Below are 21408 nucleotides of genomic sequence, written 5' to 3' on the forward strand. Positions count from 1 at the left end.
GAAGAGACCTCCAGCGCAGGTTACTTGTACGGCCGTTCCAATAAATGGAGCGGTCTTATTCATTTATCCCTGTATTACTTTTCGACAAAATAACGCTTTAGTTATAACTTTTTCAAACTAAATCTAGAACTTCTTTTACATACACTTCTAATTCTCTTGTTCATATGCCATGCTCTTTATTCATACACTAAAATAATTAACATTAATAAAATGGAGGGTTCAAATGTCGATTTCAAATGTTATTAATTATGGGCGTGTTCCCCACTTCAACTCTAACTTCCCTTTGATTTTATTTTGGAGCCAAAAAAGTGGTTGTACTTCCCTTGCACATTGGTTTTTTTATCAAATTAATTTATTTAAACAAGCTATAAAGTACAATTCTTTCATCCATCATTACGAAAATGAAATATATAAAAACTCCTCAGACTATTTTATTGAACTAGCTGCAGCTTTATATACAGAAAGAAAAAACACCTATAAACTAGTCAGAAATCCATATACAAGAACTGTAAGTTCATTCTTCTCACTAATCGCTCCCCCTTACATAGAAAACCCGGCATGGAAGCCCATTCGACGTTTTTATTATGGTGATGATAATTGTAATAAGCCTATTTCATTTAAAATCTTTCTCTATTACTTAAAAACACAAATGACAGATTTGGAACAAGTAGATCCACACTTAATGCAGCAATATGTACCAGATGAGGAGGAGTTTGTTACAAATTATATCTACCTCGAAAATTTCTCTAACGAAATTGTACATCTGGAGCAAATATATCAATTGAAAACTTCTCCTTTACACATACTGACCAAATCATGGCATCACCAGAAGGACAAGGCAATTTTTAAAGGTAATTTTGCAGAAGCTGATATTACCGATCCTTTATTCCCACGCCTCCCAACTTACGATAGTTTTTATGATCATGAAACTATCCAATTAGTACAAGAGATTTTTAACAAAGATTTCATCACATATAAATATCCATTAAACTCGTTAAAAAATAAGTGATTTTTTAACCTCAATTTCATATATTATAGAGAAACTTAAAATCACCTATTTAAGTTTCCTCATAAAACTCTCGTAGTAAGTTGGACACTGTGAAGCAGTGTCTTTTTTAATAAAATTCAAATTTGGTCTTTATCAAAAACTTCAATCGCATGTAAAACTTACGTAAAGATTGCTATGATTCAACCTATCTACCCAAGAAACGTTATATAATGAACTTGCAAACACCTGGTTTGCACACAATTACCTTTCCGTACGACATAACTCTTTGCTAGGAGAAATCCTAGCCTTTTTTTATGTTTTCAAACTAAAATCTCTTTAGGTGGTATAGGAACCTTTCCTTTAAACCGATACCCCATTCTTTCCATCTTCCCTCGAACACCTAGCGCACTTTTCCCTAACCTTTCTGCAATCACATCTATACTGTAGCCACGTTCATATAAGTCCACAATTTGTTTTACTTCTTGCTGCGTATATTTTGTGTGGTTACCTATACGTACAGGTCTAGCTTTAATCTTTAGTTCCATTAATCTTCGTTTCACAGAACCCTCGGTACGTTGTAAACGTGACGCGATTTCCGGATAAGTATAGCGGTATGCATTTACTAAGCTTTTAAGCAACAAATCATCGTCTTCACTCCATGGCTTTCCACGTTTCTTTTTGGCCACTAAATCCGCGTTACGTTTCTCTTTCATCCAATTAGGCTCAGGACCGAAAATACCTGGTTCGATTCTAGAAAAGTCCACCACGTGTTTATGTGTTTTTAACCACTTCCATAAATCACGATAGTATACAACTTTTACTTTTTGCTCCGTTGAAAACAACTTAAGCTTTATAGGAAAACCGAAGCGCTTGCCCCAGCTTTTTACACAGTTATAATCAACACCTATGACCTCAGAAAGTTGCAAAATAGTAATGCCCTCAAAATGTAAACGAGCGTCCCCTAACCCAATACGTTGCGCTTTTAATTTAACGGCATCAACTGAACGCCCGAACTTTTTGGCCATATGCTTGATACTGTAAATCCCCCAATACTGCTCCAAATACGCTACCTCTTTATTTGTCCATAACTTGTACCTTGCCACCATTTCGCCTCCCTTTTAGTACCCGGATGCCTGACGTTCATGATTGATTTTATTTTTTTCTATATACGCGTTGTATATCTCAATAGCAGAAAATCCAAGTGCTGCTCCTAAATATGCCAAGTCATTCATCAACGTCATGTAATGTGCTGCGTTCCACAATTTGTTTTCATATAAATCGTTAAATACATCGATAATTTCTGTTTTCAAATGACCTTTGTTTGTACGTACTACAAAAGCATCGATATATTTGTTCCATTCACGTTCTAACCCAATCGATAATGCAAAGTGGAGCGCGTCAACAAATTCCTCTAACAACGGATTGTAGTACTCTTTATCCTCCTCCATCATTTGACCCTCATTACGTACAGCTTTCGTAATCGGTTTGTTATTTTCGCTCCAGTACTTATGACCGCGCCATACATGAAGTAACTCGCTTAATTCATCACGAAATGATAACTTCTTCTCCTGAAATAGCGGCACATTTTGCAAACCTTGTTTTTTTACAATCTTGTTATCAAGCTCTTTTTGAAGCTGGAATAAATGAATGATGTTCATTGTTTTGCACGCTCCCCTTTTTTAAACAAATTTATAAAACTTCTAACCATTCTTTCTACACTGGCACCAGTTAAAGAATTAACAAAGGGTGCGGTTTCCGCGAATTTTAAAGAATCCTTTTCTGGTATCCCTGCACACATCAACTTTTCTTTTACAGCTTCAATGATTTCCAATCTTTTTTCGTCCTTGTTATTGAACTGAGCCTCTACTGCCTTTACAGCCTCATCCTTATAGGAATTATGCTCTTCCATGTAGTAATACACTTCTCTCCAGAACTCGTTATCTTTTACTACAGACATTTCAAACGCTCCCTTCTTATCTAGCAATCACAAAGCTAACAATGATCGCTACCACCATATAAGAAACAACTACTGCTAAAAACTTTTTACGTAAATTTTTAATCTTTTCTCGTAATTCTTTATTTTCGTACACTACACGTTTTGCATAATTGTCTTTCACTTTCACCTGAGACTTGTATAAATCCACTTCCAACTGCAAATCACGATTTTCTTGCATTACATCCTTTAACTGTTGCTCTAAATTGTTCAAGTACACTACCGCCTTTCGTGGCTCACCTTTTGCTGCTTTTCTTTTTTGCTTAACCATTTCACGTTTTAATCTCTCCATCTTCCGATCACTTTTCCGATTTTCGTACCCCTTTCCTTGCTGTCTCCCACCCACAACTACACTTCCTTTCTACAGCTTTTTATTTTCTTAAATGTTCTAAAAATAGCTCATTGAAATTCTCGTTTTCTAGTTCTTCCAATCGCTTCTGTACACGCTCTAAACGTACCGGACCTAGTCCCAACACTTCTTTTACCGCTCGTAATGCTAATGTCCGTCCATCTTTATACGATAAAAGAGATACTTGTTGCACTTCACCTCGATGGAAGCTTTGACGTTCCCTTGTCTTTTTACTCTCGCGTTCACTTGCCCTGCGTTGTTGCCGGTTCAAGGCCCTCATCTTCTTCCCTCCATTTTTTAAAACAACTTTCGAATAATAATTCTGCGTATGGATCCTGTGGTACTGGATCTAAAACACCCGTCTTTTTATCTTTTCTTAATGAACTTACTACCCAAACCATGTTATACGGTTCTCCAGCAATAACACCTACAATTCTCGCTGGCTTTACACGTGGCAATGCTGTTGCATGACGCTTTGCAAACATCGATTTACGTGGTCCCTCTCCTCTACCCACATGCTATTCCTCCCTTTGTTTAAGCCAGGATTCAACACTCATTTTCTCGCCCCATCGATAACCCACACTTCCTTCTGCTTCAATCGGAACTGGAAATCCTGGTACTGGAGGTTGCTCCATAACTTGTTTAATTTGTTTTTCTACTGCAGCTACAATTTCTGGGTCATCATCTATTTCAAAAATAATTTCATCATGAATTTGCGCAATCATATCGGCACTACCATGAGCAAGTACACCTTCTTGTTTACCGATAGATTCATAAATTTCATTTTGCACTTTCTTCATAATGTCAGCGGCGCTACCTTGTACTGGTGTATTTGCTGCTTGTCTCTCAGCTGAGCCACGATCTCTCCTATTCGCGCTGTTAATGCCAGGCAGTAATCTCATATATCCATAAATCGTTTGTACATAGCCTTGCTCCCGTGCTTCTAAAACAATCTTGCGCTGGTACTCAGGTATACGTTTGTACGCTGTTTTAACAGCATTTACAATCTGTGCACATTCATCTAATGTTTTACGAATCATGTATTTTGTTTTAAATGTGAACTGTAAAGCGTGCTCCGTACCTCCATAAGAGATACCGAAATTCCCTGCCTTTGCATCCGTACGTTCTTTCTTTACAATTTCATCTTCGGGTTTTCCAGTCATTACAGACGCTGTTCTACGGTGCATATCGCCGCCCGTGTTAAACAATTCAATCATGACCTCATCGCCCGATTTCCATGCCATTAAGCGCAGCTCGAAACCTGAGAAGTCAATGAAGAATAATATCTTCCCTGGTCTTGGCACAAAGAAGTTTCTTATTTTAAACTCATCATTATCCGGTCTGGGAACGTTTTGACCATTCGGATTAAAACTGTTCAAACGTCCTGTTTCCGTAAATGGGCTATATCCCGCATGTATCCGTCCACTCATAAAATTCAAGTACTTTTCGCGCCCTACGATGTGTGAAGAAAGTAACGTCGTGTATTTTTGGATTTTCTTTAGCTGATCGATAACTTCCAGTGCTTGTTCTCTATAAGGATGCGGTTCACGTTTCGCGATACGAATTGCCCCACGCTCCAATTTATCTAATGTAGGATCTTTCTCCGGATCAATATCTTCCCAATTTTCAGGTAATGGGATGCTGAGGTACTTTTCCTCATCGATGTCGTTCAGCTTATTCTCAAGCATGAATGCCATATCGATAAGTGCCTCTTGATCAAGACTTGCACCTGTTTTTCCGTACTTGGCCACCGGTATTTTTAAGTAATCAAACATTAAACTTTTCACTTCATTCGTCTTACCTGACTTACCGGTGTTTATATCAACATTGAACGTTTCTTTCGCGATTTGTTTAATACGTTCAGCAGCTTGTTCCTGCATAATTTCAGCTTCTTGTTTCTTTTGCGTTGCAAGATTTGAATCCCAAGCCATTCCCCAGTACTCCATAAGACCAATAACACGTGTGAAAGGCATTTCGATTTTATGGAGCCATTCCTCATATCGCGGAATTCGAGACGCAATTTGAGACCAATATTCGTAATGTTGTACTGCATAATCGGAGTCCTCAGCTGAGTAAAGTAACCCTTCTCCCTTACTCGCGTCAATTTCATCAAAGAAATCAACCTTATATTTCTTTAAAAGTGCTGAGAAGTCGTTCATCGTTACACCAAAAATGTGTTTTGTAGCAGGTTTTAATCCCCATCCACTTGTCGGTTTTTTCGGATTGTTAATCTTTTGAGGTGCTGCAATTTGTAAACAACGTACCCACATAATCAATGGATCTGCTACTTTCCCTAAAATGTATTTACCGTATTTTGCAGCGTATTTCGTTTCAAAAGATAAATTAACTGCAATCTTCAAAACATTTTCGTTTTTAAATAGGTACTCATCAAGTAAATCTAGTACAAGTTGCCTAGCTTCGTCCCTATCCATACTCGGCTCAAATACCTGGCCAACTTTATGCGAAATTGGAACAACTCTTGACTCGTGCGCCGCTGCTGATAAAGACACCGTACAAATTTCACCTTTCCACGGATCCAGCGGTGTTTTTAGATACGCTTTTTCTAAGCTCTCTCTCCTGCTTTCTGCTTCCTTATCATCAATAACACCTGTTGCACATGCTTCTTCTATACCTTCAAACGCCTTTTTATAATGCTCTCTAATTTCTTCACTTGCTGCAGTCTCCCAGTCAAACCCTGCTTTACCCGTCTGGATACAACGTTCTAAGTATTTCTTTAACTCCGAGACTGTAAGAATCGCTTTATAATCTTTCACTTGTTGTGGTTCTACTTTTGGCCAAACAATATCGAATTGTCCTGACTTCTTCTTTTTTTCCATTTCTACCGCTAATTTCGATTCTTTAACAGGCACCTGTTTTTTACTACTTGCTAATGTTTTCGGTTTCCCAAACAAACTTCCGAGTTTCATATTTTCACTTCCAGTCATATTTATAATGCTTGTCCATATACTGTTAATAGATTCTTACAGGCAAGATACCAACCGCTACTCTCGCTCCGTAACTATGAACTAGAAAAGGACGTGTATTTGTTAACATGTCTATTTCTACCTCATCTACTCCGAGATCCTTAAATAGCTGTAGTGCTTGAATCATATACTCCGCATTGTATGCCAACTTAAAAGGTACACTGTTCGCTTGTAAACTAGTATCTATCGGCGAGCCAACAAACCAATCAAATTCTGATACCGTCGATTTACCGCTAATATTTACACTTTTTACTGATGTATTTTTAACACTCTCAATTGTTAGGTAAGCAGTAGCAGCTTTCTTTGCACGACCACCATCTTGTAACGCTGTAACACTCTGAATAACTTTATGAGCTTCAATCGCCTTTTTCACATCTAACGTGACTTTATGTTCATAACCTTCAGGTATAAGTCGAGTTAGATCCGGATAACTTCCATCAAGTATCTCACCATCTATAGTGCTTATTACTTTTTCTTCTTTAAGTGAGTGCGCTTGTTCTGCCATAATATAGCGGTGACTATCTGTAGCTACAATTGTTCCGTCCGCTTTATGAAGTGCACCTTTTAATATTGGACGTGTTTCCAATCGAGCAATATTACACATTTTCTTTGCGTGTTTCATTACAATTTCATGCCTTTCTTCCACAGTTAAACCCATTCTTTTCCCTCCTAATAGTACTCATCCTGTATATGATCAAAGAGACCTTTCTTCATGCAATATGCAATGTATGCATTAAAGCGCGGCGTTTTTCGATAGCCGCCACTTGTTAAAAGGATCATCCTCATTTTCGCTAATTGATTTACAATTGCTTTCGCTTCCTCTTTATCGATAGAAAGCATTGCCTCTACATCACCAAGTCGTAAGTACTTCTGCTGCGCGAATAGTTTAATAAACTCATAGAATTTCATTTCACCTTGCAATGTATCGATTTTCTTAAGGTCTGTCGTAAACTTCTGATATCTTTCTTCTGTCATTTCCTCTTCTTTTATCGCCAAACGAGCATAGTAATTTAAGCCACAACCTGGAGCATTGTATAACGCTTTTAAATACTCCCCGATAAACTCAACATGTCCTGGCCAAACTTGAATCCTTTCTCCTGATTCATCAACTGAATGTGTAAGAGCTGCAAGCGCAACTGCTAATCGGGCTACTTTATTACGTTGATCAGAAGGAGAAACAAGTGGTATGTCATTTGCATTTCCATATACTTTTGCAAGGTCTGTCGCAACCTCCAGCACTTTATCAATCGTACCGTCTGTAAATAACACGTCCTCCGGCTTACGTGACCATGCAAATAGAATGTTGTTTTTCAAAGTATCTTTCTGAATAATCGATGGATACGTTGCAAGTGTTTGGTTATATAATTCAGGATCCACATCACTTGCTCTCATAAAGACTGCAAAGTCAAAGCGTCTAATATCCTCGTTATTAAAAATATCTTTTAAGCTTTCTGCACCTTGAGAGTAATCAGCCAGTCGTTTTCCTTTCGGTACGTTCCCTGACATAATGGCACGTACACGACAAGGTGTTTCAGCTGTTACAGCTCGTTTTACTTCTAGTTTTCCATCAGAACGCGCAAGTGTCATTTCACCGTAATCGTCTTTTGTAATACCTGTATCCTCATCGATCCAAATCATTTCTTTATCCGCTAATGGCCACGCACCCCAAACGATGTACCATGCACCTTGAGCACCTGATTGTTCCATCTTGTATGTTAGACCTGTACGCGATGTACTTTCCGCATTTACTCGAGTACCAAGCCCTGCATATTTCATTACTTTTTCAATGAGCGCTGACTTACCAGTACCTGTATCACCAACGATTTTCAATTCAGCCCATCCACGTATAGGGTTTAAGTCCCAAGGTACTCGGAACCGTAACACGCTATGGAAAGTAAGAAGTACTGCGAGTAACGTTTCGTCACGTTCTACAATGTGGGTTACGTTGTACGTTAAATCGTTACAAATAGCTCCTAATTTCTGTTCAATCGATTCTGCTGTATAATCTGCAGGCTGAAACGTTGCTAAATCCTCTTTCACTTGTTCATTTAACTCAAAACTTTCAACCACATCCTGAAGCGGTGTCGCACTCTTTATAAGTAGTGTTGACTCCTGGTTCTTTGGATGTGGGTATACATAACCAGTTAATTCGTAGTACTTATTCTCACTTACGTTTAATCCATTTACGGCGTACACTTTTCGTAGTACATAATTCCCTTTATGCTGCTCTTGTTTTTCGTCATCTTCTTCAGCCATAGGGATTACAAGTAATTCTTCCACGTTCATATTCTCTAAAATATCTGTATTGTATTTCGGACAATTTGGAATACCTGAGATTTCTCGTAAAATACCTTTGATATTATCGTCACCCACACCTGTCATTTGTATGACTTCTCGATCACTGACGCCCAGGTCTTTGTATCCTGTATGCGTATGGATGTCATATAGAGGACAATGAACCTTTTTACAACTTTCTCTGCCCCAGCAATGGTACTCGATGTTTTTCGGAATGATATAAGGTGTATGCTTTTTACCTGCAACCATGACACGTGTTTTTACAAGCTTTCCAGTAAGATCTGCGTTACCAGTCTCTGCTAAATGTAGGAGCTTTGCGTTTTCTTCTTCCTCTGCATTTTTCTTAATGCAATGACACATATCACCGGCACACGCTACACGTTCGTATTCTTTGCTCCCCGGCTTCTTTTCACCATGTAGTGAACGAATAAATGCACAACCAAATTTGTATGTATTGTCCCCGCTGTATACTGCATCAACTACACTTCGCGTATTTGCCACACGCTGTTGCTTTCCATAATCATTACTTTCAGAAGTGAATTTTAGTACCCACTCTTCCAGGTCTTTCATTGTTTCTTCCTTGGTGTATCCTGCATCTTTGAAGTAACAAGCAAGCTGTACTGTCGCTTGGTTTCGATCACCGTCTTTTTTCCACCCACCGTTTAAGATATCAACTACACATGCAGGTGGTTTGTCTTTCTTAAATTGAAACTCTTCTTTTTCGTAACGTCGTGCGTTTGTAGCTGCAGCCTGTTCATATTCTTTGGTTTTATCAATTAATAAGTACCCTGTGCGTGGTCTATATTTCATTGCTTTTTTACGTTCTTCTGGTGTATAAGGTAAATCGTCAGGATGTCTTGGTGACTTAGCTAAATCTTTTATTTCTTCAAGTGTTAACTTATTTAATTCATCTACACTAATTTCTGTTTTAAATAGGTTTGTTTTTTGATGCATACTGTTTGGTAAACGAATCATTCGTTTTTCTGTATACACCACCAGGTCTAGTGACGTGAGTCCTAATCGATGGACTAAGTATCCAGCCATATGTTTGAAGATTTTATGAAGGTCGTTTCTCGGTTCAATACCGAGTGCATCGGAGCTTATTAAGATGTGGAATCCTTTTGATCCAGAAAAGTAAATCCACATATCCGATTCACGAATGTCCATTTCTTTCGTAAAAAATTCCACCAGTTTTACTGCATCCTTTTGGCTGACTGATGGGTCTTCCGCATGGTCAAGGTCAAAATATAGGGGAGCAATAAATGCTTCCCCCTTTACTTTTGTATCGTTCGCAAATCGTTGAACTGTAGCAAAGCAATTGAAATTGAATGCCTCTCCCGTTTGGAATTGCTTCACTTCAGAAGAAGGGATTCGTTTCCACGGAATGCTTCTACCGTTCTGATTGCTGTACCATGCGTCTACATATTGATATTCACTTGTTTTATCTTTCTTTTTTGCCATTTGTAGACGCCCTCCTTAATTATTCTGAAGCTTTTTCCGCTTGTTCTGTTTCTTCTACATTAATTCCGTAGTCTTCTGGTTTGAATACACCTACAGGCTGGAAGTCAATACCGATCCATTGCTGACTCGCATTTGTACGACTCTTACGCTCTGTTGTTACTAAACGCGTAACAATTTTATTGACACCTAGTTTAGACGGAACACCTAATGCTTTATATTTCCCTGTATACACATTCATCGCAAAACGACCGAAAATGATAGTGTCTGTTGGACTGAAGCTCATAAGGTAGATACGTGGGAAGTCGTCAGGACTTAATGTTGATACTGGAACAACTGATGCCATATAGCGAAGCTGAATATCGTCTAACTCGTAACGTTCTTCAGCTTGTGGATTCTCAGCTAACCACTGATTGAATACAACTTCCGCATCTTCCTTTGTTTTTTCCGCCACGATTAATTGACCGTCTTCAGGAGAATCTTGTTTTCCCCATACAGACCAGCGTTGCTCACCATATCCGATTACTACATCGATACTGTCACCGTACGTTACATTTTCATCATCTTTTTCTACGAAATTGCCTTTCTTGTTAACTGTTAACCATTCACCCATTCGGACGAAATCCATATCAAGTCCGTTATTCGCTTCAACGAAACCCTGCTTCGTTTCTTCTAAAATCGCTGTAATATAATTACTTCCAGTGTTTGTTTTCGCCACTGCATTATTTTGTACCACTACTTCATTTTGGTTTGTTTCTTGTGTCATTAACGTTTCCCCCTGCGCCCCTGTAGGCCATATTTTTTCCATGCTTTTCGTTTCGCTTGGCTTTTCTTTTTTCGATAAGTCACTTGTCTTCTACGCTTCGCACGTTTCGTTTCAAGTCGTTGAACTTCTTCCAAAAACGGTTGCGCTTCCTTTACTGTTGCTATTAACCCCTCACCAATACCTTGAACTACAGTCTTCACAGCATTCCAAACTTTACTAAACGTACCTACAATTGTCTGAAATGCTTTCTCCGCTTGCTCTTTATCTACTGGATCCATTTACTTCACCTCTTTCGCTGAAGCAATTAGTTCTGTAATTTCATAAAGTGCACCTACATACTCGTACTTTTCCATCATTATCACCCCTTTCACCAAGGCATATCATTTAAGAAATTAGCTACTGTATCACGCTCTGTTTTCGGTTTTCTCGGTACTGTTAAACCGATTCTGCTGTATACTTTTCTACGGCTATGGTATTGGTCCTTAAACACTCCAACATTGTAGTCAACGTAATCGAACCAGTACGCTTCTTTATCCGGATTATTCCGGTCAGGTCGCATAATACGCCCAATTTCTTGCTCTACCGATGAACCACTATTACTTTCACGAGAATCACCACGTTTCGGCATTACCATGTGGCCAACTGCTAAATGCTGCATGTCCAGTCCTTCACGCGCTAACTGGGTCGCGAATAAAATATTTACTTCTTTTCGATCGCACGCTTCTAAAATGGCTTTACGTTGCTGCTTTGTTACTTGCCATTCACGGATTTCCTTTTCTGTATACTGCGCAACCTTTACCTGCCAACCGTATTTTCCTTGTTTTTTATCGACTGCATGACCATTATCAATGAGCTGCTGTGCATGTTTTTCATTTTTTGCTTTTCTCCAGGTGTAACGACTTATTCCGCCATGCACTACAGCTGTATTAATCGGTTTCCCGTAATACGTATCGCCGTATCGTTCTTTCAATAATTTTTGTACGAGTTGTTGTAAGACAAAACAGTACCGGACAGATTCCGTAATAACTATCGCAGGTCCCAATGGATAATGCTCCACAATACTTTCAGCAACTAATTTTGCACGCTTCTTATCCGAAATGAGATGCCTAATTAAATCTGTATAATCAAGATCTTCTCCTCCGGCATCTACACTATCAATCTCGTTTCGATTACTTGCTGTTTCGTAATTAAAATCGGTGTATACGAATTTCACATCCGGTTTTATTAGTCTCCCAGCTTCATACATTCCGTCCCTACTAATCTCATACACTTTTGGTCCTACACCGTTGTACATATAGATTTCTAATCCATCTTTTCGAGAAGGTGTTGCCGTGAGACCAATCATATTTTCAGCATTTAATTTCCCAGCCGTTTCGATGAACTGTACCGCGGGAAAATGATGGGCTTCATCTACTACTACTGTCCCTATAAAATCATTTAGCGCGTCGATTATTTGCGGGTTTCGTTGCAAGGTTTGCACTGTAGCAACGATTAACTTGCCGTCTCCCCAATCATGTACACCGTCACCGAAAAAGCCAATACGACCGATATCAGGCATTGTAGCCTTAGCTCTCTTTGCGGATTGATACATTAAATCTTTTGTGTGCGTGAGCCATAGGGCCGCTTTACCTTTTTCATAGATATAACGCATCCCCATTACTGTTTTACCAGAGCCAGCTGGTGCAACACCTATTCCGTTTTCTTGCATAAGTGCTTGTACCATCGGTGTTTGGTCTTCTTTTAAAACAAATCCAGCATTCCATTCTCCGAAACTAACATCTCGACCATATGAAATCTGTGAGGTAATAACTTTACTTGGATCGTATCCTAAGTTTTTCAATACATCTTCTAGCTTTTTGAGAAAACCTCGAGGTGTGACAATATCACCTCTGTCATATACAAACAATTCAAGTTTTGCTTGTATGCCCCACGTAGGTCTACGTTGTTTTTTCGCTTTCACATACGCTGGATTATCAAAAGTTAGTGCCTTAGTAATTGCCGCCTTAAGAGGTGTACTAGCACCTCTTATTCGAATGTTGTGTTTTACAAAGATTTGTAGCAAGTAAGCACCCCCGATAAATCGTAAAAAGGTTCATGATATGTAAGTCTTGGAAGTGGTACACAAGGAACCGTCTGATTTTGAAATTCTTCAAGTTTTATATGGTTCACATTCCGTTTTTTCATATGAATAAGAGCTGTAATAAGTCTGAATGCATAAGCCTCGTCATGCCCCTTGCTATCATTTAGAAAACTAATAAATACTAAACCTAAATTTCTATCAATAATTTGATCAAAATCTCGTAATCCGAGAATCTGATTCGGTCTCATATAATCTAGTGAAAATCTACGACTCTCAGTGCGTTTCATTTCCGCTAATATATTTACTGTAGGTGTTAACACAATCTCATCACCTGGACGAGTTGCACCTGCGCCATCTGCAATTCTCATACGCCATACATTCGGAATTTCTCTCCAACTTCTTCGGATTTCAGCTTGGAAATCATCCCCACGTTGCTGACGTTCACGTTGTTTATTTCTCATTGCTGTTTGTTTTGGATCCATAGCAACCTCCTACGCTAAAAATCTCAGTAGATTTGCTTGCACATATGCTTTTGCCTTTACAAGATCAGCTGATTCTTTTGCTGTTTCCCATGCATCTTTTGTTTGATAAATTTTGATATCAATAGAAGCTAATTCTTGCTCTACCTCATTAAGTTGTTGACGTTCTTCTTTACTGTAGTGTTGTCGGTACGCATCACGTAATGTATCGTTAGTAAGAGCAACCTTTTGATCATTTACATAAGCAAATTGATTACGCCCTTCACCTTGGATTTGCATAAACGCTTCGGCTTCTTTTAGTTCTACAGCTGTTTTTAGCTTTACTTTTTGTTTAACTAGCTCCGCTTTTCGCCCGTAAGCTTCTTCACGCGCCTTACCTTTTTCAAGAACATCCTGTACTGCAGCATCGATTTGTTGTAAAGATGCTTGTAACTCAAGTGGATCTAATACACGTACATAATCAGTAGGTACTTTCTTTCCTAAAATTTCTGTTGCCGCTGCAAGTAACTTTTCCGTTCCATGCACTTCTTGTAAACTACGAATTTGCTTATTTAATTCACTCATTTATAGAGACCTCCTCAGGGTTTGTACAACGTATCGGTCGAACTAATTTTTCTATCGATACTTTTTCTTTTAAAACTTGCTCGATACTAATTTCAACAATCTCTATATCTAAAGCCCATTTCGGTGTGTATCCTGCAACCTTTAACTTTAAAGGCGTAAAACCAACCACAATGCCGTTCCAATTAGTTTTACAGTCTTTCTCTTTTTTACTAGAAATACATAACTGTACTGGTGTACCTTCACCTAACTCGTTTTCATCAAATTGCGGTTTAGTTACAATCATGCCCGTAATCCCTCCTTTGCTTCCGCTATTTTCGTTAACGCTATTTCTACCACGTCAGGATTAATACAATCTTTCTTGGCAATACTCTCGACAATCGTATTAATATCAACTAACACATCTTCACCTGTTTCTGTTTGAATCAAGGAGGCAAACTCCTCCATTGCATACGCCCGTTTCTTCTCTGCTTCAATCCGGCTACGATCAAGTACTTCTTCACCAGGTTTTGCACTTTGAAGTGGAATCCGTTCTAAATCAAAAACACCTGGAGATTTCACATCGATAAGAAGTACCTGTATTGGTCTGCTAATTTCAGCTTCTGAAGCCGATAAACGTGTGATACTACCGATATTCGCAAATACTTTTCCGTCCGAACGATTATAAACACCAAATCCTGTATGATCATGGCCACATAAAACCAAATCCGCCTCTGTCTTTACATCTTGTACTTTTGTATACCTGTCAAAAGGTGGATCATGATCAAGTAGCATTCCGTGTGCTACGTGTATTTTGGTTGACTCATAATCTTCAATAACTTCTGGTGAATAACCATACCCAGCTTTATCAATTTGATCACTGTAAGGTGTAAACGTTAGCTGTACGTGGTTACCATCTTGATGAAACATATGCGCTTGTCCAGGATCATTTATAACTGTAAGCTGCGGTACGATTAACTCCAGCACTCTTAGGCTTGTCCGTTCATACGTTGCAAGATTGTATCCATAAATATCATGATTTCCAGCAGTTGTATAAATTGGAACAGGGCTTTCTTTCAATACCTTTGCAAACTCTAGTAATACGCTTGTTGTCACCTCAGGTCTATCAAACGTATCCCCAGGTTCAATAATTGCTGTCACACCTTTGTATTTAGCTAGCGCAAAAATTTCACGGAACTTTGCAATTAATGCCTCTTTATAGTTATCTTTACGGTTACGAGGGTTTGTGCCTCGTATATGCGGATCTCCGAAATATAGAAACTTCATACTTTCACCTCTGCTTTTTCGTGTTTTTCGTAACGTTGTATCTAAGGTAATACCACCTTCAACAAGCTGTCGCATTAGTGAAGATTACTTGATTCTTTTTTCTTGATGATCTCTTTCGTGATTTCACCTGTCCTAATATCAATCGATACATCATCGTCATCTGTAATTCCTAAGTCTTTTTGGATTTCTACGCAAACTTCATCGTGACGCTTAAAAATTGGTCTTAATAGCTCCTCAGTTCGTTTTATATACTTCTCACGAATAGGCGCAATTTCAGCTTTATATTCAGCTTGAAGTTGTTTTTTAATAGATTTTTCTGCTTCATCTACGGCTTGCATTTCCTTTAACTGAGCTTCTGTCACTTTCCCAACAATTTCCTCAGTAATTTTTAAACCTGCAGCATTTGCTAGTGCGCCTTTTAACGCATTTTTAATTTCACATTTCATACACATATCTAGGTCTCCCTTTCTATAAAGCAGTTACTATGCTTTTCCCTTGTTTTTGAGTCACACCAATTGCTACGTCACCTATCTCAGCTAAATGAGTACTGTGCGTAATAAGAACAATTTGACGATTAAATTTAATGCTGTATTCCTTCAAGAAGTACGCTACATTCGGCGCGTATTCTTGACTCACGTGCTTCCCGACCTCATCTAAGAATAATGGACCTCTTACACCACTAATCTCTCCTACAGCCAATCTGAGCGCTAAACTTACTACGTCTGCTACACCACCACCACGATCATAATCAGGTGGCTTCAATTGCGTTCGTACATCTTCAGACTGTAACCAGTACTCCGCTACTGGTTGATTACTTTTTACGGTTATTTCAATTTCGAATCTGTAATCTTTATCGAATACAACTGTAAGAGCTGAGGTAACAATTTCTTCAATACGACGTTTTGCTTGCTGCCTTGCATAATCACTTGTTTTTTGAAGAAGGATCTGTACTAAATCAAATTCACCGAGTTGCGCTACAGCTTTTGCTTTTCTAGCCTCTGCACCTTTTTGTTGTCTTACTAATAAGTCGCGTTGACCAATTTTCATTTTTAATTTATCGCTTGCCTGACGGATATCCGCTCTTGCTTTTAGAAGCTCATACATTAGAACAGCCTCCTTATACCTGCGGGATAAGTCGTTCTACATGCTCCAGGTTTTCTTTTACTGATAAATCAAGCTTACTGATTTCATCCTGGATTGTTTCAGGTGTTACACCATGCTGCGCCATTTGTTCAGCGATTTCCGTTAACTGCTTTTCTGCTGACGTTTTCTCAGCCTCTGCTTGAATCTTTGCCGTTTCCGCTTTCTTTAAATTTGCTTTCGCGATTTCAATACGTTGCTTTAATTCCATTACTCATTTCCCCCTTCAATTTGTTTTGATAGTAAGTTTTGCAACTCCGATTCAAGAAACTTTTTTTGATCTTTTAAATAAGCCAACACCGTAGGTCGAATATTAAAGTCAATATTCTTTTCGTCTACACTTTCTAATTTACTTAAAGGCAAATCCCCATTAAATTTTTTATGGAAAATAGAAAGCTGTAGAACATTATCTGTGTTCTTTAAAGCATCAATAGATTCATTGATTTCCATTAATGAAGCGTTCAGCCTTTCAGCCGTTTGTAAAAACTCACTCACTTTATCCGTATCAATCATCACGAATCACTCCTTAATGAGAATGTTCAAAAGACATCGGCGATTCGCACAGCGGACAAACTCCACCAGCCTCGTTCCATGTCTCTTCCAATTCCTTTGTGTAATTTTCAATGTGCTTTTCGTACAGCTCCAACGTGCTCGTACTATGACGAACCTTTTGATTCCAGATCATGTAGTTCCGTAATAATTCATTTAACCCCACTAAACGAGCTACGTTTTTCTCAGCTTCTGTTACCTTTATTTCCGCTTCACCTGGGACACTTAAACGATCCACACGACTCACATAATTCATATAGTGCGCATGCGTAACTTCATACTTTTGAAGCAACATACTCATTTGATTTAGACGTGTAATACTTGTTTCACATTCTTGTAGTTGATCTGACGTGCCACTAGGTACAGATAATCTGTTTACATCCATGCTTGTTTTTTCATAGCGTTGTTTAACCACGCTATGCTGTACAAAGAGTTTATTTAATTCGTCCTTTTTCTTTACTTCCTCTTCAATCACAACTACATCAATGTTTTCAACTACAATTAACTTCCCTAGCTGTAATTGAATATCTTGTAATGCTTGACTATACTTTTTATAGTTTTGTGATAAGATAGAAAGCAAAGAATATCTTTCTTCAAATTTAGTAGAATCTTGTAACAAGTTACTTACTTCTACTAATCCATCAAATTGTTTTAATGTTTGAGTCAATGTCTTCTTGGCGGTGGACAGTGACTCGTATCTTTTTTGTAAGTCCAGTAGTGTTTGTAGACGCTGCTGGTCTTTTTCTGTTTGTTCTAGTAGTTGAATAAGTACTGGTACATCCTTAAGTCGCTTCTCGATTTCCCAAGCTGCTATGTACTTTTGTTTACGACTTGTGTACATGTGAGATATTTCTTTTAATACCTCTTTCTTTTTATGCAATTCCTCTACATGTTCCATCAAACTTTCAGCTGTTTTTAATTGCTGTACTTTATCATCCACATCCAAGTACTCGAGTAAATTACCTGCTAATCTCTCAATTTCTTTTTCCGCTAGTAATCTCTCTTGCCTTGCTGCGTATGTATCTTTTGATACACTTTTTACCGCGAGATCCACAGCTTCTGTCCCTGCTAACTTCCCTAGTACCTTCGCACCCGATGATGGTGTTTCGCTTATTAAAAACGGTGCCTCGAGCTGAAAGGCAAAATTTAAAGCTGTAACAAAATCACCAAAGGTTTGCTTTGTAATACCGAGTAGTTGTTTTACTTCCTCAGGTACCTCAGATTTTTCAAATACACTCCCTGCATCACCAGGATCCGTTTGAATTCTGTATGATGTTTTCCCTTTTCTGCGGTGCTTTGAAATAATAATACCGTTATCTAAGTGAATCGCCACCGCTGCATGCCCTACAGATTCATTTACGAAAGCCTCACCTTGAGGTTCGTTAAATGCTACCCAGCGAACCGCTCTTATGATGGCAGTTTTCCCGCTATCAGATGGCCCAGTAATAACATTCAACCCATTTCCTAAATTAAAATGGCTATTTGTATGTGACTGGAAACCTTCAACAAAAATCTCATTAATGGCCAACACGTTCACTCCTTTCTGTTAGCTTTAACATGATGTTTACTGCCTGTTCTTCTGATCCATTCTTGAAGTAACCTTTACTTTCGCAACATACAGCTTTTACGTCTTTTGCTTTTACTAATCGAGTCGCGTAAGTCACGTACCGTTGCATGTATATCACCTCCTTTCAATGATTTAACTTGCCTTTACTTTCGCTTTCTTTTTTCGTGTAACAGTTACTTTGACACCTAGATATTTTTCGTATACTTCTTGAAACAGAACTTCTTTTTTCTCTGTCCCATAAAACTCATTACCAAGCCGTAAACTTAACTTTTCCCCCAATATTTCACACCCCTTTAGAACGAAAAACCTACTCTTTTACTTTTTCCGCGAAATGCGGAAATTTAGTTAAAAAAATATCTTTTTCAGGAAAATCTAATTGTAATGCAGCTTCTATCACTTCTTTTTCCGCGTTATGCAGATATGAAGGCATAAAAAACCACTCAAAAGGAAAGTTTAATACCATCGCAATACGCAGTGCTAAACGTGGGCTAGGTGTCCGTCTACCAGTCTCAATGTCAGCATAATGAGTTCGGCTTATGTTAGCTAATTTAGCGGCTTTATCCTGTATCAAACCAAGATCTTCTCGTATTTTCACAAGCCAGTACCTTTTCATGTTGCACCCCCACAATCTAGTAATTGATTCCAATTATATCCGCATTTCGCGGAAAAGTAAATAACTTTCTGATAATTTTTTTTATACTTTTTTTATACTTTTTTTATCCGCGCATTGCGTATTTACTATAGTTAATGGTATCTTATAAGTAACACAAACGTAAAAAATAATAAAAAGTTTTATATTTTCTTTGAATTTCACTTAAAACAAAACCATTAAAATATATAAAAAGAACTTGGGGGATATACAATGGATATCGGAGCTCGTTTAAAATTCTTACGTAACCGAAGAGGTTGGATCATAGAAGAAACTGCAAAACGCTTAAACATGTCTCCTTCCACATACGGAGGTTACGAGACAAACTATCGTAGACCGAAATACGAAGTTCTTGTTGAAATAGCTGATGTCATGGACACTACTACAGACTTTATATTAGGGAGAACAGAAAATCCAAATAGTTTAAACTTTGACGTTACAGATTTTCTGGACAAAGGGAAGTTACATTCTAACGGTGTTGAAATTACAGACGGTCAAGCTGAGCTTGTTAATGTTTTGTTAAGACAAGTGCTACAAAAAAGCAGCAATAAATAAAAAAGGATTAGCCAGATGCTATTCCTTTTTTTGTTGCAATACAGCTGTAATTTGATTGTACTGTTCATGTGTAATCTGCCCTCGTTTATATAACACTTCCATCAGATAATCCATATCACAACTTACATTCTCAGCATCAAATAATTCCCCTATTAAACGCTTTGTTTCTTGCTTTGCAGTCTCTTTTTTCATCTTAATTTCTCTCCCTCATCCAACTATTTATTCAAAAATGTTAAAATCAAGAAAATGAATAACCCCTATAACGTACGAAATGCCACTACACTTGAAGATGTAGTGGCATTTTTCTTTTGATAGTCATCCGATTGTCCCCGGATCCATCATCATTTTTACAGGTTCTTTAACCTTCCCTTTGCTAATTTCGCTTGATACCGGCGATAACGTTAGCGCAAGGGTACAAACAATAACTAAACCAGCTATAAATTTTTTCATTTTAACTATCTCCTTACTTTAAAATATCAAAAATCTTTATGTAGAATAAGTTACCTTCCTTCAAAAAACGATGATGTGCTTTTTGACGCAAATCAGGATTTCTCGTAGCAATGGATAAGTATAAATCCTGAAAAGCGGTGCGTTTCTCAATCTTATACAAGATTTCAGCAGCTTCATCGTATTCATTTAAGGAAATCTTTCGCAATGCTTGTTCAGCCTTATCGTGAATACACTCTAATTTTACAGGAAAATTATGAATTATACAACAAAACGATAATGTATTTTCGACTAACCTTCTTTTCAATAACGATTTACTGTTTTTTATTTTACACAGTTCCTGCAGTGATTTTTCAAAATAACGAATAGACATTTCAGCATCTTCAAAAATATAACTTTCTCCTAACACACTGTAGGCAGTAGCTTTTAACAGACGCGGCGCCTCTTTTACGTCTAATACCTCAAATAGCAAGCCTCTTGCTGTATCTACTTCATCTTGCATTAAATATGCATATGCACATATCGCTTTTAATTCTGCACTAATTAACGTTCTTTCTAATCCGTGCGGCATTTCACTAAGTTTATCTTTAATCATATCGTGCATTGTAGTAAACACGTTGTAAGCCCCCATATCAAAATACCCATAGACACTTAATAAATTTACTAAAACATTTACATTGACCTTATTCAAATTAACTTTTGCTCGTAGCTTATCAAGGCTCTTAAAAAATTCTTTGGATCGCAAATTACCAGATTGACGTTCCAATCCGACTTTTAAAATATCCTTATAATTTTTTGTTACAACATGTTTGCACTCTCTTTCAAGCAATCCTTTCAATATATCTGTATAACCAGCTAAGTACACATAGTACATAGCCGTCCTAATGTCCGCTTCTTTTTCCGTATATTGTAAAAACTCTCGAACTACTTTCATATTTTCATTCTCATTTTCCGTATTCATAAGGATCTTCATCAACTTCGAAAAATTCATAGGTACTTGCCCATTCATTGTTTTCCACATGTTTGCCTGAGATAAACTAGTTATTTTAGAAAGTTTAGTAGACGTTATATCTTTCTCTACCACAATAGCACCTAAGTTTATACAATTTTGCATGTTCCCCCTCCTCAGGACTAGAACACAAGACTCCTCCCTTTTTCTCAATAGGAAAACAATCACAACAATTATGTATGCCTGAGAAGTATGTTATACTTAATGCTGACTCATGGAAAGTTTTCCCTACGTGCACTAGGGTGAAACGTTACAGCGGTGTGGCTGCACTAC

29 protein-coding genes are annotated in these 21408 nt (G+C 38.0%); 2 read left to right on the forward strand and 27 right to left on the reverse strand.

Features of this window, described 5'->3' with window-relative positions; genetic code table 11:
- Positions 1-223 precede the first annotated feature (223 nt).
- On the forward strand, positions 224-1009 hold the full coding sequence (locus tag AC0L0O_RS12480; protein ID WP_113760325.1) for a sulfotransferase family 2 domain-containing protein: 786 nt from the start codon (positions 224-226) through the stop codon (positions 1007-1009).
- A gap of 299 nt (positions 1010-1308) precedes the next feature.
- On the opposite strand, the gene AC0L0O_RS12485 is transcribed toward AC0L0O_RS12480, so the two are convergent.
- The 24 genes from AC0L0O_RS12485 to AC0L0O_RS12600 all read right to left on the reverse strand — a co-directional run bounded on the left by AC0L0O_RS12485 (position 1309) and on the right by AC0L0O_RS12600 (position 19088).
- Positions 1309-2094, reverse strand: coding sequence for a helix-turn-helix domain-containing protein (locus tag AC0L0O_RS12485; RefSeq protein ID WP_113760326.1), 786 nt, complete (start codon positions 2092-2094; stop codon positions 1309-1311).
- A 12-nt stretch (positions 2095-2106) separates the two neighbouring features.
- Complete coding sequence (locus AC0L0O_RS12490) at positions 2107-2646, reverse strand: dUTP diphosphatase (protein ID WP_473785785.1); 540 nt, start codon at positions 2644-2646, stop codon at positions 2107-2109.
- The gene (locus tag AC0L0O_RS12495; RefSeq protein ID WP_113760328.1) at positions 2643-2945 is read right to left on the reverse strand and encodes a hypothetical protein; all 303 of its coding nucleotides are present in this window, start codon (positions 2943-2945) and stop codon (positions 2643-2645) included. The genes AC0L0O_RS12490 and AC0L0O_RS12495 overlap by 4 nt, the downstream gene beginning before the upstream one ends.
- A gap of 16 nt (positions 2946-2961) precedes the next feature.
- The gene (locus tag AC0L0O_RS12500) at positions 2962-3327 is read right to left on the reverse strand and encodes a hypothetical protein (RefSeq protein WP_113760329.1); all 366 of its coding nucleotides are present in this window, start codon (positions 3325-3327) and stop codon (positions 2962-2964) included.
- Between the two features lie 25 nt (positions 3328-3352).
- Positions 3353-3610, reverse strand: a complete 258-nt coding sequence (locus AC0L0O_RS12505) for a hypothetical protein (protein ID WP_080334518.1) — start codon at positions 3608-3610, stop codon at positions 3353-3355.
- Positions 3573-3845 carry a hypothetical protein gene (locus tag AC0L0O_RS12510; RefSeq protein WP_029438252.1) on the reverse strand — a complete coding sequence of 91 codons (273 nt, stop codon included), beginning with the start codon at positions 3843-3845 and terminating at the stop codon, positions 3573-3575. The genes AC0L0O_RS12505 and AC0L0O_RS12510 overlap by 38 nt, the downstream gene beginning before the upstream one ends.
- A gap of 3 nt (positions 3846-3848) precedes the next feature.
- Positions 3849-6275 carry a bifunctional 3'-5' exonuclease/DNA polymerase gene (locus AC0L0O_RS12515; protein ID WP_473785786.1) on the reverse strand — a complete coding sequence of 809 codons (2427 nt, stop codon included), beginning with the start codon at positions 6273-6275 and terminating at the stop codon, positions 3849-3851.
- A gap of 25 nt (positions 6276-6300) precedes the next feature.
- Positions 6301-6972: a hypothetical protein gene (locus AC0L0O_RS12520; RefSeq protein WP_473785787.1), complete on the reverse strand. Its 672-nt coding sequence runs from the start codon at positions 6970-6972 to the stop codon at positions 6301-6303.
- Positions 6973-6983: 11 nt separating this feature from the next.
- A complete protein-coding gene (locus AC0L0O_RS12525; protein ID WP_473785788.1) occupies positions 6984-10070 on the reverse strand; it encodes a DNA primase small subunit domain-containing protein in 3087 nt (1028 codons plus the stop codon).
- Between the two features lie 19 nt (positions 10071-10089).
- Positions 10090-10833 (reverse strand): hypothetical protein, encoded by a 744-nt coding sequence (locus tag AC0L0O_RS12530; RefSeq protein WP_113760335.1) that lies wholly within the window; start codon positions 10831-10833, stop codon positions 10090-10092.
- Positions 10833-11111: a hypothetical protein gene (locus AC0L0O_RS12535; protein ID WP_473785789.1), complete on the reverse strand. Its 279-nt coding sequence runs from the start codon at positions 11109-11111 to the stop codon at positions 10833-10835. The genes AC0L0O_RS12530 and AC0L0O_RS12535 overlap by 1 nt, the downstream gene beginning before the upstream one ends.
- 89 nt (positions 11112-11200) lie before the next feature.
- Positions 11201-12793, reverse strand: a complete 1593-nt coding sequence (locus AC0L0O_RS12540; RefSeq protein WP_473785924.1) for a DEAD/DEAH box helicase — start codon at positions 12791-12793, stop codon at positions 11201-11203.
- 83 nt (positions 12794-12876) lie between these two features.
- A complete protein-coding gene (locus AC0L0O_RS12545; protein WP_473785790.1) occupies positions 12877-13395 on the reverse strand; it encodes a hypothetical protein in 519 nt (172 codons plus the stop codon).
- A 9-nt stretch (positions 13396-13404) separates the two neighbouring features.
- The gene (locus AC0L0O_RS12550) at positions 13405-13956 is read right to left on the reverse strand and encodes a hypothetical protein (RefSeq protein WP_473785791.1); all 552 of its coding nucleotides are present in this window, start codon (positions 13954-13956) and stop codon (positions 13405-13407) included.
- Positions 13949-14239, reverse strand: a complete 291-nt coding sequence (locus AC0L0O_RS12555; protein ID WP_473785792.1) for a hypothetical protein — start codon at positions 14237-14239, stop codon at positions 13949-13951. Before AC0L0O_RS12555 ends, AC0L0O_RS12550 begins: the two co-directional genes overlap by 8 nt.
- Positions 14236-15294: a metallophosphoesterase family protein gene (locus tag AC0L0O_RS12560; RefSeq protein ID WP_473785793.1), complete on the reverse strand. Its 1059-nt coding sequence runs from the start codon at positions 15292-15294 to the stop codon at positions 14236-14238. The genes AC0L0O_RS12555 and AC0L0O_RS12560 overlap by 4 nt, the downstream gene beginning before the upstream one ends.
- Positions 15294-15671, reverse strand: coding sequence for a hypothetical protein (locus tag AC0L0O_RS12565; protein ID WP_473785794.1), 378 nt, complete (start codon positions 15669-15671; stop codon positions 15294-15296). The genes AC0L0O_RS12560 and AC0L0O_RS12565 overlap by 1 nt, the downstream gene beginning before the upstream one ends.
- A 16-nt stretch (positions 15672-15687) precedes the next feature.
- The gene (locus AC0L0O_RS12570) at positions 15688-16323 is read right to left on the reverse strand and encodes a chromosome partitioning protein ParA (RefSeq protein ID WP_042512776.1); all 636 of its coding nucleotides are present in this window, start codon (positions 16321-16323) and stop codon (positions 15688-15690) included.
- Positions 16324-16336: 13 nt separating this feature from the next.
- A complete protein-coding gene (locus AC0L0O_RS12575) occupies positions 16337-16570 on the reverse strand; it encodes a hypothetical protein (RefSeq protein WP_042512777.1) in 234 nt (77 codons plus the stop codon).
- Positions 16570-16872: a hypothetical protein gene (locus AC0L0O_RS12580; protein ID WP_000567345.1), complete on the reverse strand. Its 303-nt coding sequence runs from the start codon at positions 16870-16872 to the stop codon at positions 16570-16572. The genes AC0L0O_RS12575 and AC0L0O_RS12580 overlap by 1 nt, the downstream gene beginning before the upstream one ends.
- A gap of 13 nt (positions 16873-16885) precedes the next feature.
- Positions 16886-18439 (reverse strand): AAA family ATPase, encoded by a 1554-nt coding sequence (locus AC0L0O_RS12585; protein ID WP_473785795.1) that lies wholly within the window; start codon positions 18437-18439, stop codon positions 16886-16888.
- Positions 18426-18584, reverse strand: a complete 159-nt coding sequence (locus tag AC0L0O_RS12590) for a hypothetical protein (protein ID WP_437403168.1) — start codon at positions 18582-18584, stop codon at positions 18426-18428. Before AC0L0O_RS12590 ends, AC0L0O_RS12585 begins: the two co-directional genes overlap by 14 nt.
- A gap of 23 nt (positions 18585-18607) precedes the next feature.
- Positions 18608-18754 carry a hypothetical protein gene (locus AC0L0O_RS12595; RefSeq protein WP_437403169.1) on the reverse strand — a complete coding sequence of 49 codons (147 nt, stop codon included), beginning with the start codon at positions 18752-18754 and terminating at the stop codon, positions 18608-18610.
- A 28-nt stretch (positions 18755-18782) separates the two neighbouring features.
- Positions 18783-19088 (reverse strand): helix-turn-helix transcriptional regulator, encoded by a 306-nt coding sequence (locus AC0L0O_RS12600; protein ID WP_473785796.1) that lies wholly within the window; start codon positions 19086-19088, stop codon positions 18783-18785.
- Positions 19089-19337: 249 nt separating this feature from the next.
- On the opposite strand from AC0L0O_RS12600, the gene AC0L0O_RS12605 reads away from it, so the two are divergent.
- Entirely contained in the window at positions 19338-19679 is a 342-nt protein-coding gene (locus AC0L0O_RS12605; RefSeq protein ID WP_437403170.1) for a helix-turn-helix domain-containing protein, read from the forward strand.
- An 18-nt stretch (positions 19680-19697) separates the two neighbouring features.
- On the opposite strand, the gene AC0L0O_RS12610 is transcribed toward AC0L0O_RS12605, so the two are convergent.
- The 3 genes from AC0L0O_RS12610 to AC0L0O_RS12620 form a co-directional block, all read right to left on the reverse strand.
- Positions 19698-19871: a hypothetical protein gene (locus AC0L0O_RS12610; RefSeq protein WP_437403171.1), complete on the reverse strand. Its 174-nt coding sequence runs from the start codon at positions 19869-19871 to the stop codon at positions 19698-19700.
- 123 nt (positions 19872-19994) lie between these two features.
- Positions 19995-20129, reverse strand: coding sequence for a hypothetical protein (locus AC0L0O_RS12615; RefSeq protein WP_072193007.1), 135 nt, complete (start codon positions 20127-20129; stop codon positions 19995-19997).
- 13 nt (positions 20130-20142) lie between these two features.
- Positions 20143-21240: an AimR family lysis-lysogeny pheromone receptor gene (locus tag AC0L0O_RS12620; RefSeq protein WP_113760346.1), complete on the reverse strand. Its 1098-nt coding sequence runs from the start codon at positions 21238-21240 to the stop codon at positions 20143-20145.
- Between the last annotated feature and the right edge of the window lie 168 nt (positions 21241-21408).

Source organism: Bacillus sp. GS3m_15504 (assembly GCF_055825275.1).